The organism is Marinobacter sp. 2_MG-2023, from assembly GCF_030546935.1.
In the GTDB taxonomy this organism is placed as follows: domain Bacteria; phylum Pseudomonadota; class Gammaproteobacteria; order Pseudomonadales; family Oleiphilaceae; genus Marinobacter.
On the sequence record NZ_JAUOPH010000004.1, the window covers coordinates 90,216 to 103,884 of the forward strand.

General features: G+C 53.9%; 14 protein-coding genes. 5 read left to right on the forward strand and 9 right to left on the reverse strand.

From position 1 onward, the window contains the following. Positions 1–4 precede the first annotated feature (4 nt). The 4 genes from Q4501_RS10960 to Q4501_RS10975 form a co-directional block, all read right to left on the reverse strand. Positions 5–535: a DUF4136 domain-containing protein gene (locus Q4501_RS10960; RefSeq protein ID WP_303596276.1), complete on the reverse strand. Its 531-nt coding sequence runs from the start codon at positions 533–535 to the stop codon at positions 5–7. 75 nt (positions 536–610) lie between these two features. Beyond that, complete coding sequence (locus Q4501_RS10965; protein WP_303596277.1) at positions 611–1,216, reverse strand: YigZ family protein; 606 nt, start codon at positions 1,214–1,216, stop codon at positions 611–613. A gap of 19 nt (positions 1,217–1,235) precedes the next feature. After that, complete coding sequence (locus Q4501_RS10970; protein WP_303596278.1) at positions 1,236–2,552, reverse strand: HAMP domain-containing sensor histidine kinase; 1,317 nt, start codon at positions 2,550–2,552, stop codon at positions 1,236–1,238. Beyond that, positions 2,549–3,235, reverse strand: coding sequence for a response regulator transcription factor (locus Q4501_RS10975; protein ID WP_303596279.1), 687 nt, complete (start codon positions 3,233–3,235; stop codon positions 2,549–2,551). Before Q4501_RS10975 ends, Q4501_RS10970 begins: the two co-directional genes overlap by 4 nt. Before the next feature lie 218 nt (positions 3,236–3,453). Here Q4501_RS10975 and Q4501_RS10980 point away from each other — a divergent pair, with 218 nt between their 5' ends. Continuing rightward, the gene (locus tag Q4501_RS10980; protein ID WP_303596280.1) at positions 3,454–3,804 is read left to right on the forward strand and encodes a hypothetical protein; all 351 of its coding nucleotides are present in this window, start codon (positions 3,454–3,456) and stop codon (positions 3,802–3,804) included. A 57-nt stretch (positions 3,805–3,861) separates the two neighbouring features. Continuing rightward, complete coding sequence (locus Q4501_RS10985; RefSeq protein WP_303596281.1) at positions 3,862–5,028, forward strand: GNAT family N-acetyltransferase; 1,167 nt, start codon at positions 3,862–3,864, stop codon at positions 5,026–5,028. A gap of 37 nt (positions 5,029–5,065) precedes the next feature. On the opposite strand, the gene Q4501_RS10990 is transcribed toward Q4501_RS10985, so the two are convergent. Further along, entirely contained in the window at positions 5,066–5,281 is a 216-nt protein-coding gene (locus tag Q4501_RS10990) for a dodecin (RefSeq protein ID WP_303596282.1), read from the reverse strand. 131 nt (positions 5,282–5,412) lie between these two features. Next, positions 5,413–6,792, reverse strand: a complete 1,380-nt coding sequence (locus Q4501_RS10995) for a diguanylate cyclase (protein WP_303596283.1) — start codon at positions 6,790–6,792, stop codon at positions 5,413–5,415. A 332-nt stretch (positions 6,793–7,124) separates the two neighbouring features. On the opposite strand from Q4501_RS10995, the gene Q4501_RS11000 reads away from it, so the two are divergent. Further along, positions 7,125–7,907 (forward strand): acetoin reductase, encoded by a 783-nt coding sequence (locus Q4501_RS11000; RefSeq protein ID WP_303596284.1) that lies wholly within the window; start codon positions 7,125–7,127, stop codon positions 7,905–7,907. 200 nt (positions 7,908–8,107) lie between these two features. Here Q4501_RS11000 and Q4501_RS11005 read toward each other — a convergent pair whose 3' ends face one another. From Q4501_RS11005 to Q4501_RS11015, 3 genes are all read right to left on the reverse strand, one after another. Beyond that, the gene (locus Q4501_RS11005; RefSeq protein WP_303596285.1) at positions 8,108–9,430 is read right to left on the reverse strand and encodes a hypothetical protein; all 1,323 of its coding nucleotides are present in this window, start codon (positions 9,428–9,430) and stop codon (positions 8,108–8,110) included. A 73-nt stretch (positions 9,431–9,503) separates the two neighbouring features. Next, positions 9,504–9,815, reverse strand: coding sequence for an AzlD family protein (locus Q4501_RS11010; protein WP_303596286.1), 312 nt, complete (start codon positions 9,813–9,815; stop codon positions 9,504–9,506). Next, positions 9,812–10,483 carry an AzlC family ABC transporter permease gene (locus Q4501_RS11015; RefSeq protein ID WP_368497543.1) on the reverse strand — a complete coding sequence of 224 codons (672 nt, stop codon included), beginning with the start codon at positions 10,481–10,483 and terminating at the stop codon, positions 9,812–9,814. Before Q4501_RS11015 ends, Q4501_RS11010 begins: the two co-directional genes overlap by 4 nt. A 492-nt stretch (positions 10,484–10,975) precedes the next feature. Between Q4501_RS11015 and Q4501_RS11020 the strand changes: the two genes are divergently transcribed. Both Q4501_RS11020 and Q4501_RS11025 read left to right on the forward strand, forming a co-directional pair. Beyond that, positions 10,976–12,076: a Glu/Leu/Phe/Val dehydrogenase dimerization domain-containing protein gene (locus tag Q4501_RS11020; protein ID WP_303596288.1), complete on the forward strand. Its 1,101-nt coding sequence runs from the start codon at positions 10,976–10,978 to the stop codon at positions 12,074–12,076. An 86-nt stretch (positions 12,077–12,162) separates the two neighbouring features. Continuing rightward, positions 12,163–13,572, forward strand: coding sequence for a sodium-dependent transporter (locus tag Q4501_RS11025; protein WP_303596289.1), 1,410 nt, complete (start codon positions 12,163–12,165; stop codon positions 13,570–13,572). Positions 13,573–13,669: the final 97 nt, after the last annotated feature.

Sequence of the window (13,669 nt, forward strand, 5' to 3'; positions counted from 1 at the left end):
TTTTTCAGTCCAGATCGGGAGGATACTTGGTAAACATCTCTTCAACCACTTCGTCGATCAGCTTCCCGCGTTTTTCAGGAGACTGATCTTCATTGAGGTAGCGGCGGCTGGCTGCACGCCAAACAACTTCCTTCGAACTACTACTTGCCAGCTCGACCACCAACTTGCCTTCTTTGACTTCACGCACAGGAGGTGGTGCCGAAAGCCCCCAGCCAAAATTCCCTGTACCAAAACCAATGCCAAGCCCGACGCCTGATTGCTCAAGTCGCTCCTCTTCCACAATTCGCCAGCTCACCAGAAGGTCAGCCTCCGACTCTTCCACCTTACTTAAGGATTTAAGGCTCAGTTCCCGCTCAATCGCGCCCTGTACACGACTTCCATCCAGAGAAATGAACGAGGAATCACCTGCACTGGGCGCGAAGGCCCAGGATGAATAGTCGCTAAAAGCCGCGGTTGAATTGTAATCAGTCACTACATTGCTGGCGCACCCGGTCATTGCTATTGTCACCAGCGCTACCATCAGAAAACGAGCCATAACCTACCCCTTAATTTCCGGAATCCTTAACCCAAGTATACGCACAAGACACTTATCCGATGCGTTTTTGTCCTTTCATGTTTCAAAACGGTAATCCAGTTTGTGAGCGTCACAAAACGCCGTAAACGCTTCAGACTGGTCTTCCGGAACGAGAACCCGTGCAGTTACCGAAGTGCCATAGGTGATTGCATCCAGCTCGGCCGCATGGGTGTCACACCAGTGTCGCAATGGCTGCTCATCCGCAAAACCCATTATGACGTTTGCCGCACTGACAGGCTTGTGGAATACCCTGCCGACTTCTGACAGTACACTCTCGGCTGCACCGGCATAGGCTCTCACCAGACCTCCTGCACCAAGTTTGATGCCACCAAAATAACGGATGACCATCACAAGGACATCCCCCATATCCTTGTGCTGAATCACGTTTAAAATCGGCTTACCTGCGGTTCCGGCCGGCTCACCATCATCGTTCATGGCGGCTTCCGCCGCTGAGCCCGGGCGTCCGATCTGGTAGGCCCAGCAGATATGGCGAGCATCGGGGTGATCCTGATGTGCTTTTTCTAGCCAGCCTTTCACATCGTCCCGGGAAGCCACAGGCGCAATTCTGGCAATAAAGCGGCTTTTCTTCACGTCTGTCTCGCGCTCAAGGAAGCCGGCAGGTACTGGATAGTCTTTTTTCATGAGGTGGCCTGTGTGGTCATCAGTCGACCGCAAATACCGGGAGCCGGACCAGAATCTGCAAACCGCCGCGCTGACTATTGTTTGCAGTGATTTCTCCGTCATGGGCCAGAATGATGTCTTTGGCTATCGCCAGCCCTAGCCCCCAGCCTTCGCCGCCCCGGGATTTGTCGCCCCGAAAAAACGGCTCGAAGAGATGATCGAGAATCTCACCTGGGACGCCAGGCCCTTCATCCTCAATCGCCAGGCTTATCCAACCTGAAGACACCTTCAAAGCTATATGCACCACTTTCCCTGGCGGGGTATGATCCAGAGCATTCTGCAAGATATTGTCAAACGCTCTCTGCAACAGTCCGGCGTCGCCTAACACAGAAACACCAGTGCTCTCAGGCATTGAATCCAGCTTACAATCTACTCGCTGATGCTCGGCATAGTCTGCGGCATCCCGCAAAACCTGATTCACCAGATCCACAGGTCGCTCTGGCTCCCGCGCGATATCACCACCCTGTTCGGTAACCCGATACAGGGTCAGGATCTGACCAGTCATTGAATCAAGACGTTCATTCTGACGTAGAATGCTGGCCATTAAATCGTCTTCTACCCCGCCTTCGCTGGCCAACTCAATAGCAATACGTTGACGTGCCAGCGGCGTACGTAAATCATGGGAAATATCTCTCAACAGATGTTTCTGGCGATCCAGCAGTTTACACAGCTGGTCGGTCATTCCATTAAATGCCGTTGCCAACTGCCCGACCTCATCCCGGCGGTTAGCTATGCGCTCATCGACCCGCAATTCCGTGTTGCCGCCCGCGATAGCCCGAGCCGTCCTTTCCATATGCCTCATGGGCCGCGACACAAAGCGCGCGATCAGCCAGCAAGCCAGAGTGATCAGAACAAACGCCAACCCCATCTCCATAAACCGGAAAACCCGGGGTTCCAACCAGCCCTCTCCATGCATTTTAGGCCAGGCGATCAGGCGATAACCGTCGCCCAAATCCACAATGGCAGGCTTTTGCCGATACCATCCGGATTCAATTCGGGATCGAATGGCAGGCGGTAAACGCTCGTCGCTATCCGCACTGATCATCATCAGATGCAGCCCCAGTTCATCCCCCTGGGAACTGAGAAACCTGTGAGCCTCCCGGCGCCCCTGGCGCTCCCTAATCGCGGCCACGTCGAACCCGAGATCCCGTAACTCGAGCTGCCGCTCAATGGCAGCTCGCTCGCGATCCAGCAACACCTGGGAGGCAAGATTACTCACCACAACGGTTACGGCCATGGCCAGCCAGATCAACAGGAAAATCCGCCAGAATAGTGGAAACATTACCCGCCGATTCATGCTGGCACCCGGTAACTGTAGCCAAGACCACGCACTGTTTCGATCCTGGGCGGATCATCGCTACCCAGTTTCTTCCGGAGATTGCTGATATGCATGTCCAGGGTGCGGTCGAAGGCTTCAAGGCGGCGCCCCAGGGCCCATTGCATCAGATCCGTCTTACGAACCACACTTCCGGCATGTGCAAGCAACACCTGCAGAATTTCGTACTCGGTGGCTGTCAGCTCAAGTGGCTCACCATGATGGTATATACGGCGGTGGTCAGGTTCGACGCGTAAATCTCCATAATGCCTTTCTGTCTTCACTTCCGCTTTCTGATCCCAGGCCACCCGACGCAGGATCGCCTGGAGCCGTGCCACCAGTTCACGGGGGTTGCACGGCTTGGGTATATAGTCGTCAGCACCCACCTCAAAGCCAACAATGCGGTCTGTTTCATCGCCTCGAGCTGTCAGCAGCACCACCGGTAAGTGCGTGGCCGCACGTAATTCCCGCAACACCTCAAGGCCACTGATATCCGGCAGCATAATATCCAGCACCACAATATCGCAGTGCTGCCCGAGTGCCAGCGCCAAGCCATCTTTACCATTGGCCGCTTCGCGTATGGTGAACCCCTGTCCACTCAAATAGCGGGCAAGCAGTTCGCGTAGCTCGTCGTCATCTTCTACCAGCAAGACTCTGTTCTGCATCGTTTGTCTCTATCCGGGCTTGTTCAGTCATCGTGTGCATGGTGTGGTGCCCTGAAGTTTAACACGCCCCCCTGAAACTGACGGCGCCACTCAGTATTCCTTTGCAGAACCTTTACATACCCTTGACGCTCATTTACCAAGATTCGCCTTACTATGGGGGCGAATCATGCTTATGCCGAAACCGGCCAAGCAGCTAATCAACTGTACGAGGAATTATCATGAGCAAACGCAGAACCTCTATTATCGCCGCCAGCCTTTTGGCCACGACTCTTTTTGCAGCCAGCCCTGCAGTATTTGCCGACAAGCATTCCGATCATCGCGGCGACGGCCCCCGTGATATGACCGAAATGTGCGAGAACATGCGCGAAGGCAAAGGGCCTTTCAACAAAGCTGAACGCCAGGAAAAGATGGCCGAAAAGCGCGATGCTATGGCCGAGCGCCTTAAGCTGAACGATGAGCAACGCAAAATCTGGAACGATATTCATGAAGAAAGGCGCGAAGAGCAGGAAAAGCGCGCAGAAAAAATGATGGAGAAGATGAAAAAACGCTGCGATCAGCAGAAGAAGTGATCAAAAGCCGGGTTTTGACGTAAGGTATCGGGAGCGATCAAGGAGTACGCCCCAGCCATGCCAGAACCCGCAGTATCAAATATAACGATCGAGGCCTGCCATTCCCTTTCCGACATTCCCAGGGAGACCTGGGATCGGCTGGCAGGCACCGATAACCCGTTTCTCCGGTACGAGTTTTTTGAAGCGCTGGAAACCTCCCGCTGCACCAGCGAAGAGACCGGTTGGAAACCCTGCCACCTTGTCTTCCGGTTAAAAGGTGAGATTGCTGGCGTCGCTCCGGCCTACCTTAAATCCCACTCAATGGGCGAATATGTGTTTGACTGGGCCTGGGCAGACGCCTACCGTCGCTATGGTCTGGATTATTACCCGAAGCTTCTGATCGCCATTCCCTTTACGCCTTCCCAGGGGCCCAGGCTACTTCTTGATCCACGGCTGCGTGACACTCTGGACGCTCTTCAGGCTCATGACCTTCTTGATACGCTGGCAGCCCGTCTTGGCGCGCATTCATGGCACCTTCTGTTTCCGAACACTGAAGATCAGCAACTATTAAACCATGACAAACAGCTGCACCGGATTGGCTGCCAGTTTCACTGGCGAAACCGCGGCTATGGATGCTTCGAGGATTTTCTGGGCGAGCTGACTTCCCGCAAACGCAAATCCATACGCAAGGAACGCCGACAGATTTCGGAGCAAAGCATCAGCTTCCGCCGCTTTCACGGTCGGGAGATTCCCGGTCACGTTCTTGCTGCATTTTATGTTTTTTACCAGGCAACCTATCTGAAACGTGGGCAAAGGCCTTATCTGACCCAGCAGTTCTTTGAGCAGCTGCGTGAGAAAATGCCTGATCACCTGCATGTCATCATGGCGGTGAAAGACGGCGAAATGATTGCAGGGGCCCTGTTTCTCAAGGGAAAAGACACACTCTACGGTCGCTACTGGGGCTGTCTTGAAGAGTACAACCACCTTCACTTTGAAACCTGCTATTACCAGGGCATTGAACTAGCCATAGAGCTGGAGCTTCAGACCTTTGATGCCGGTGCACAGGGCGAACATAAGCTCGTTCGCGGCTTTGAACCGGAACTCACTCATTCATGGCATGGGGTCGCCCATTCCGGGTTTCGAGAGGCCATTGCAGAATTTACACAGGAGGAGGCAGAGCAGGTGTTGGCTTATTTTGACGACGCCAAAACGGCGCTTCCGTTCCGGCAGAACGACGGAGCCTGACAAGAGGCGCCTTTGCGCCCCAGGCTCCGCATACAGGTCAGCTCTCCTTGATCCGGAAACCTATGCTCAGCGACACCTGGTAGTGGCCAACCTTGCCATCAACAATGTGCCCGCGGGTTTCCGTAACCTCAAACCATTCCATATTGCGGATAGTCTTCGCAGATTCCGCGAGCGCATTTTCAATCGCACCCTCAATGCTGGTTTCTGACGAACCGACAATTTCGACTTTTTTGTACACGTGATTATTGGACATAGTAAAGCTCCTGATATTCGGTGGCTTTCACAAAAAGCCTATAAGGCTCGTTGCGGTCTGGCAAATCACGATCTTGTAATCTTGAGGAAGTCCCATGAAACCTCCTTAAATCCAGCAACCATTCATTCAAGTCAGGCGACGACGACCCGATTGCGGCCGCGGCTCTTCGCCTGATACAGGGCGTCGTCTGCTTTTCTGATCAAGCGCTGATAATCCGGGTGACCGTCGAAGCAGGATACCCCTGCACTGATGGTCACTCTCAACGTGTTCTCCTCGGGCAGCCGGAACAACTCCCGCTCAACACTCACCCTGAGCTTTTCCACAAGGCGCTGGACCTGCTCTTTGTTGATGTCTACCGCAACCAACAGGAACTCTTCTCCTCCCATTCGGAACAAATAGTCACCAGACCGGCTGTTATTCAGAAGAATCAGGGCAAGCTGCTGCAGAACGACATCTCCAGCCTGGTGGCCGTATGTGTCATTAACCTGCTTGAAGTGATCAATATCCAAAGCTACAACACCAAAGCAGGTGTCCTGTTTTCTCGCCTGGTCAATCTGTCTGGTGAGAACCACTGGCATGAACTTTCGGTTAAGTAAACGTGTCAGTACGTCCCGCCCGGATTCCAGCTCATTGCTTTGCTCAAACAGACTGTCCAGATGAAACAAAATGCTTCTTACATTGTCCCGCAGGTCATGCAACAAGGACACACGCTTCGCCTGGCCCTCCAGGTCGTGGCCGCCGGCACCAAACAATGGGAGCAGCGTATGGTCAATAGCATCCATGGCATCCAGAATTGCAGTAGCCTCAACCGATCCTTCGAATGCATGAGCCCCTTTATGACGAAACCAAAGCCCGAACTCGGATGTCTGAATACGAGGCAGCTCTGAACACTTTTTGCCAACAGCCTGGCCAAACATCAGCTGGTTTTCCCAATGAAGCACAGCTGCTCGTTGCTGATCTTTCTCGTTTGCAATATTTTGGGTAATCGCAAAGAGCCGATAAGCCTCTTCAGCTCGAGAATTTCGGTCGTGGGAGAGAGAATAAGCCTGCCCCATGACTTCCATAGCAAGATCGATCGTGTCAGAAGCCAGGTGGATTGCCAGAACCCGCTGCTTATCACTCAATAACCCATCATCAATCAGGGCTGTAAATTGATTCTTCAGGCAGCGCGCTCCCCTCAATACCAGATGGAGGGGAATATCGATTCTGGCGTGCACCTCACCAATTTTGCGCTGCTCTGCAATCAATTTAAAAACAGAGTCCTGATCCGAAGACCCAAAAAGCCCGGACAACCAGCGCTGCATGGAATTCCCGAGCCGTTGCTGAACATCCTCATTCGATAAGAATTTTGAGGCCTCTGGATTGGAAAGCATCACCTGATAGAAATATTCAGAGAGTATGCTCGCGTTGTTCTGAAAAAAACCTCGAACAAATTGGTGAGTTTCTGACGGAAATTTCTCGTTGAGCGCAAGCCACTCTGAGGAAACGAATTCAAGGGACAAGTGAGGCATGGTCTTACCAGTTTCAATAACAGCGGTGCGTTAGCTATTGCGTTGATTACATATAAACATACGCAATAAGCGACACATTCTATGGCAAGGCCAAACACGAGAAATAGGTATATTCCCCGGAAACCTACAGGTAGCGAGCATGTTCAGGGCGAAACTGACAGATTCACTTGCCGAAACACTGAAAGTCGAGGGCAGTTCAATAGGCGACTGTACGCAGCTTGATCGTGTGCGGTATGAGGAGCATGATTATTGAGCTTTAAATGCAGGCGGAACCATCAATGTTCCTGCCAGCATAAACTTGCCATTTATGTAACCTAAACAAGGAGTCACAAATGGAACGTCTGGGAAACAAGGTCGCTTTAGTTACAGGTGCAGGACAAGGAATTGGTCGAGCAATCGCATTGCGACTCGCACGCGATGGCGCCGACATTGCCGTTGTTGACCTTAATGACGAGAACATGCAGGCCGTTGCCGACGAGGTTCGAGCACTGGGGCGCAAGGCCACAATCTTCAAAGCCGATGTCTCCAAACGCGACGAAGTTTATGCTGCGATCGATCACGCAGAGAAAGAGCTGGGCGGCTTTGACATCATCGTCAATAACGCGGGCATCGCCAACATTCAATCCATCGCCAATGTTACACCGGAAGAAGTCGATAAAATCTTCAAAGTGAACGTTGAAGGTGTTTTGTGGGGCACTCAGGCGGCAGCCGCGAAATTCAAACAACACGGAACCAAAGGCAAGATCATCAATGCGTCGTCCATTGCCGGCCACGAAGGTTTCCCGTTGCTGAGCATATATTCGGCCACGAAGTTTGCAGTGCGGGCTCTGACACAGGCATCTGCCAAAGAGTTCGCGAGCGACGGCATAACGGTCAACGCCTACTGCCCAGGGGTGGTCGGCACCGATATGTGGGTTGAGATTGATAAGCGCATGGCGGAGATCACTGGCGCTAAAATCGGCGAAAGCTATGACAAGTTCGTCGGCGGCATAGCTCTTGGTCGCGCCCAGACGCCCGAAGATGTGGCGGCTTTCGTCTCGTTTCTCGCAGGACCCGACGCCGACTACATGACGGGGCAGGCCCCACTGATCGATGGCGGCCTTGTTTATCGGTAGGAAAAGCCCGACATTTCTGCCATTCAATAAGGGCGGTTGCGGTGGTTAAGGTTATCGGCCTGCCAACAACCAGTTTTCGGGGTTGGCAGGCTAAGGCAGTTACGACGCAATCGCCCGGCAATTCAATATAGACTCTTTCATACGAGAGGCGGCTCTCCGCCGCAGACGTACAATCTCATCCTGTCCTACCCTGTGCAGGATTACACCCTGGCAAACTCAAGGTACCGACTCGCAGCCTGCTTTTTCTCATCCTGGCTGTTCAGCAGTTCAAGCCGCAACTGGTTGATGATATTCATGTACTCATCCAGAGGGGATTTTGCTTCCCCCAAGTTCTTGGTCTCTTCGATAAAAGCTTGTTGTTTTACCCGAATGTCATTGAGCTTCTCCAATGCACCTCGAATGGCCTCAATCCGTGCGCCCAAAAGCCCGCCGACTTCGTTGCCGTCTCTATCAGGTCCACCGCTGCCACCGAGACTCTGCATTGCGGGTGGAACTTGCTCCGTATTCTGTTCAGCCAAAGTAATTTCCTCGAGCGTGCGAACTTCGCCGTCGGTGGTCAGGTAAATGCCTGAAGCCTGAATCTGTCCCAAAGGAATGCCCTGGCTATTCGTGAGGGTAAAGCTATCCTCAGCGCTGCCTACATATAACGCCTGTACCCCAACGTCTTCCAGCGACCTCAAATCCTGCGAGCCGTCAGCAGTCTGCACCCAGACCGATAGCGATGAGAAGACTTCATCGCTGACATCAATCCACTGGTTACCGTCATCATCAAACGTTGCCAGTTCGCTGAATCCAGAACCGCTTTTGGGGCCAAACAGCTCAGTGCCGTCATCCACCTCGCCGTTCTCATTGCGATCGAATACCAGATAACCACTGCCGCTACCCAAGGTAGCAAACTGCCCGGATTCGCCGTTTCCGTTCAGGTCGAACTCGAACAGAGTGTCGTTAAGCTGAGCCGTTGCACTGCCGAAATTGATAACCAGTGGATCGGTCATCGGGCGTTCCTCTATGCGAAGACTTTCAGAGTATTCATATGTCCGGGACTGTGATTGACGAAGTGACAAGGTGAAATCAATGGTCTCGCCGTTCTCCAGAGAAATACTTCCGGTCGAGGCAAAGGAGCGGGTTTCACTCTCGGAATAGAACATGTAGCGGTTGGCCTCAACGGACATACTGCCTTGCGTCTGGGTGCCAGAGTCGCCAGCCAAAGCAGCACGGCCTACGCTGATGGCCTGCTGGCCCCGAAGAAACAGTTCTGCGGTTTTCTCCGCCAGCTCCGCGCTGGAAAATACCGCACTACGATCAGCGCCGCTGACGGTGCTGGAACCGGAGTAGCTCAGGCGCTCCTGACTCGTGTAACGATAGGCTGCATCGCGCGTTATATTGACTTGCGCCCCACCCGGCTGATCGCTTGCCGGGGCGCCGGATAGCGGTTGTTGGTTAATCCGGAGCTGGCTCTGGTCGAAAGCCGTTTCCTGACGGGAACTTCCCTGAAGAAAGGAAATCTGACTGGACACGATCATGGCGCGGGTTTACCTCTCAATAACTCGAATCTCTATCCGTTTATCGGCTTAGAAAAGGCGAACTTGAGAGGGGTTACGCAAAATACCGGACAAGAGCAGCCGCGAGGATACCCGACGCAATGGCTGGCAGCGGCTTCTTGGTAGCAAGCATGACAACGGCAGTCACAGACAGGGCCGCAATCGCGCCGGCATCACCACCAAACGCCATGGGCACGATAATGGCAATGAGCACGGAGCTGGCCATGGTATTGATAAAGCTTTCAATGCGCGGGCTTATCCGCACATAAGACATGATAAACACGCCCCCGAACCGGGTTGCCAGGGTTACCAGGGTCATGATCAGTATCAGCGCCAGAACGCCGGTTGTGGTTGTTTCAATAGTCATGCCGGCTCCTCGACATGCTCGTCAACCGGCTTTTTTTCTAGCCAGAAGAAGCCAACCACACCACCGGCAAGGGCGCCGGCAACCACATGAGTATTGGCCGGCAGCCACTTCCATGCCGCAAAGGAAGCAATCGCGGCAAGCGACCATGCAACCAGTACTCGAGGGTTTTTCTTTCCGCCCAGCGCCATAGCCAACAAAAAACAGCCCAGCACCATGTCCATCCCCAGGCTTTTCGGATCCTGCAAAAGCCCACCGAAGTACACACCAAGCCAGGTCCCGACAATCCATGCCAGCCAAAGAGCCAGGCCGCCGCCCAGAATCACCTCAAGGTTACGCCTGCCACTTTGGTATTCCTGAGCAGATACCGCCCAGTTCGCGTCGGTGAGAAGCAACATAAGACCATAACGTTTAGCGGGAGAAACATCTTTCAGCATGGGGTACAGCGAAGCCCCCATCAACAGGTGTCGGGAGTTGATGGCAAATACCACGACCATAACGGGAAGCACGGAGACTTCAGCACCCCACATATCAATTGCCGCAAACTGCGAGGCACCGGCAAACACCAGAGTGCTCATCAGAATGGATTCAAGAGGCCCCAGCCCTTTCTGCACAGCCGCCAGACCAAAGGCAGCGCCGAACGCCACCACGAACAGTGAGATAGGAAACATCCGGATAAGCTCGGAACGAACCTTTGCGGGCTGAAATTGGTAGGGATATAGGGTGTTTATCATCTACGCAAGCTAAGGAAATTTTCCGGCCACGCGAATAAGTAGTTTCCGCAGGCGTGAGTTGTTGATCTGCCAACAAGTTTTGTAAATGCAACTAACTGCAAGGAGGCTAAAGACTGCATTCGGGACAAGCCCCACGATTGACCTGCCCGGTTACAGCGATTAGTTTAACTCCAGTCCGGCCCCACAAGGGCAATCCCCTTCGGTAAACCCGGACACCTGAAATCAAACCGCCGGCCACAAGCCGGACGACAAAAACAACACCGCCACTGCCGCCGAGATCCGGCCAGGTGGAGAGGATTTCAAAATGTTTATATCTGCACGCCCCCAGGGCGCCGTTTGCAATGTGCAAACGTGTCCTTCGTTTGAGTTCGTCACCTCAGCTTCCGAAAAACGGCGCCCACCAGGGCCAGGAAAAAGAGGTGAACCGCAATGAACGTCTTCAGCCATCCCGAGTTCGATAACCACGAACATTTATCCTTTTTCTGCGATCCCGAAACCGGGCTAAAAGCCATTGTTGCCATACACAACACCTCCCGCGGACCAGCTCTTGGCGGCTGCAGGATGTTCCCCTATGCCAGCGATGAGGAAGCTCTGCGCGACGTATTGCGTTTGTCTCGGGGCATGACATACAAGTCCGCACTTGCCAACCTGGACCTCGGCGGCGGCAAATCGGTCATCATCGGGGATCCACGAAAGCAAAAAAGCGAAGCCTTGCTGGAAGCCATGGGCAAGCACCTTGAGGGGCTTGGCGGCCAGTACATAGCGGCCGAAGACTCCGGAACCAGCGTGCCGGACCTGAAAGTCATGGGGCGGCACACCAAACACGTTGCCGGCATAATCGAGCGCACGGCTTTTGATGGTCAGCGCAGCAATGGTGACCCCTCCCCCACCACCGCTTACGGCACGTTCGTAGGTCTGAAAGCCGCGGTGAAACACAAGCTCGATCGCGACGATCTGACCGGTTTGAAGGTTGCCATCCAGGGCATTGGCAACGTGGGCTATCGACTAGCCCGCCACCTGAAAGAAGCCGGCGCTGAACTCTGGGTGTATGACATTCACCAGGAGAATATGCAGCGCGCTATGGATGAACTGGGCGCTCATGCCGCATCGGCTGAAGACATTCTGTTTCTACCGGTAGATGTGGTGGCACCATGCGCCATGGGTGCCGTGCTGAATGACGACAGCATTACCCGCCTGAAAACAACGATCATTGCAGGCGCAGCCAACAACCTCCTGCAACGTCCGGATCATGACCAGGCGCTCAAAGACCGGGGCATCCTCTATGCCCCGGACTTTGCCATCAACGCCGGCGGCATCATCGATGTTTTCTACGAACGCACAGGCGCGTCCCCGGAAATCGTGCGAGCCCACGTAGAGGGCATTGGCCAAACACTTTCAGAGATTTTCAAGCGTTCGGACCGCAGCGGCATACCAACTGGCGCAGTCGCCAACACACTCGCCGAAGAGCGCTTCCTGAAACACTCTGGCGCAAATGAGCCCGCGCGTGAGCGGCACACTGGTACAGGTTAACCAACGACATCCCGATTTCGGGGGCCGTGATCAATTCACGGCTTCCGCTCTTACCAACAAAAACAAGTATCTGTCAGGAGACAGTCATGTCTGAATCAAATGCGCCCTATTCCGGGGCTTTAGAAGGCTCAAACGCCAAACGGGGACTCTGGTCATCTCGCCTGGCTTTTATTCTTGCGGCTACCGGCTCTGCCGTTGGCCTGGGTAATATCTGGAAATTCCCCTACGTCACCGGCGAAAATGGTGGTGGTGCTTTTGTGCTCGTGTACCTTCTGTGCATCGCGGCAATTGGCTTGCCTATCATGATGGCCGAGGTACTTATCGGCCGCCGTGGCGGGCACAGCCCGGTTAACAGCCTGAAAGCCATCGTCAGGCACGACAAACTGAACCCCGCCTGGTGGATTGTCGGTGCAATCGGTGTCGTCGCGGGTTTCCTCATTCTGTCGTTCTACTCGGTGATTGGCGGCTGGGCTGTGTCCTATGTTGGTACAGCGGCGAGCGGACAACTCACAGGCCAGTCCGCTGACGCCATTGGCACCATCTTTTCTGACCTGCTTGGCGACCCTGCAACCTTATTGATGTGGCACACTCTGTTTATGGGTCTGGTAATGCTGGTGGTAGCGAAGGGCGTTCGTTCCGGGCTTGAGCGCGCGGTCAGCATCCTGATGCCCGCTCTTTTTCTGTTGCTTCTGATCGTCGTTGGTTACGCCATGACGACCGGCGAATTCGGACGGGCGATGACTTTCCTGTTCCAGCCAGACTTCTCCAAACTCACCACTTCCGGCATTCTGGTGGCCCTGGGCCACGCCTTCTTCACTCTGAGTCTCGGCATGGCGGTAATGATGGCTTACGGCTCCTACTTGCCCAAAAACGTATCCATAGCCAAAACCTCCATAGCGGTTTGCGTTATCGATACAGGCGTGGCTCTGCTTGCGGGCCTGGCGATTTTCCCCATTGTATTCGCAAACGGCCTTGAGCCCGGCGCCGGCCCCGGCCTGATCTTCCAGACCCTGCCGCTCGCTTTCGGCCAGATGCCTATGGGCAGCCTGTTCGGAACCCTGTTCTTCGTGTTGCTGATATTCGCTGCATGGACGTCAGGCATTTCCCTGCTGGAACCCATTGTGGAATGGCTGGAAGAGCAAAAAGGCATGAATCGCACCATCAGTACATTGGGTGCCGGTTTTGTGTGTTGGGCTCTGGGTATTGCATCGATTCTTTCCCTGAACCTGTGGTCAGATTTTGCACCCCTGGGCTGGATCGGCATGCTTGAAGGCAAAACCATCTTTGACCTGCTGGACTTCTTTACCGCCAACATTCTGTTGCCTCTGGGCGGCCTGCTGGTTGCAATATTGGCTGGCTGGGTAATGTCACGCAAGGCAATGGAAGAGGAGCTGTCGCTGTCGGAGCCCATGTTCCGTCTCTGGTACGTCACTGTGCGCTACATTACACCGGTAGCTGTGGGCGCGGTATTTGTCTACAACCTGTTCGGATCTTGAGCTATATCAAATCGGAGGATGAGGGGTAAAAATCCGGGAATTTTGACACCGACTTCAAATATGTTTGAGCTATATCGACGTGTATGATGGGTCTGTG

Bases quoted from the DNA above. Each gene is read 5' to 3' on its own strand.
- Q4501_RS11025 (WP_303596289.1), top strand. From the start codon at position 12,163: ATGTCTGAATCAAATGCGCCCTATTCCGGGGCTTTAGAAGGCTCAAAC.
- Q4501_RS10975 (WP_303596279.1), bottom strand. From the start codon at position 3,235: ATGCAGAACAGAGTCTTGCTGGTAGAAGATGACGACGAGCTACGCGAA.
- Q4501_RS11020 (WP_303596288.1), top strand. From the start codon at position 10,976: ATGAACGTCTTCAGCCATCCCGAGTTCGATAACCACGAACATTTATCC.
- Q4501_RS10960 (WP_303596276.1), bottom strand. From the start codon at position 535: ATGGCTCGTTTTCTGATGGTAGCGCTGGTGACAATAGCAATGACCGGG.
- Q4501_RS11015 (WP_368497543.1), bottom strand. From the start codon at position 10,483: ATGTTTCCTATCTCACTGTTCGTGGTGGCGTTCGGCGCTGCCTTTGGT.
- Q4501_RS10965 (WP_303596277.1), bottom strand. From the start codon at position 1,216: ATGAAAAAAGACTATCCAGTACCTGCCGGCTTCCTTGAGCGCGAGACA.
- Q4501_RS10995 (WP_303596283.1), bottom strand. From the start codon at position 6,792: ATGCCTCACTTGTCCCTTGAATTCGTTTCCTCAGAGTGGCTTGCGCTC.
- Q4501_RS10970 (WP_303596278.1), bottom strand. From the start codon at position 2,552: ATGAATCGGCGGGTAATGTTTCCACTATTCTGGCGGATTTTCCTGTTG.
- Q4501_RS11005 (WP_303596285.1), bottom strand. From the start codon at position 9,430: ATGATCGTGTCCAGTCAGATTTCCTTTCTTCAGGGAAGTTCCCGTCAG.
- Q4501_RS10985 (WP_303596281.1), top strand. From the start codon at position 3,862: ATGCCAGAACCCGCAGTATCAAATATAACGATCGAGGCCTGCCATTCC.
- Q4501_RS10980 (WP_303596280.1), top strand. From the start codon at position 3,454: ATGAGCAAACGCAGAACCTCTATTATCGCCGCCAGCCTTTTGGCCACG.
- Q4501_RS11010 (WP_303596286.1), bottom strand. From the start codon at position 9,815: ATGACTATTGAAACAACCACAACCGGCGTTCTGGCGCTGATACTGATC.
- Q4501_RS11000 (WP_303596284.1), top strand. From the start codon at position 7,125: ATGGAACGTCTGGGAAACAAGGTCGCTTTAGTTACAGGTGCAGGACAA.
- Q4501_RS10990 (WP_303596282.1), bottom strand. From the start codon at position 5,281: ATGTCCAATAATCACGTGTACAAAAAAGTCGAAATTGTCGGTTCGTCA.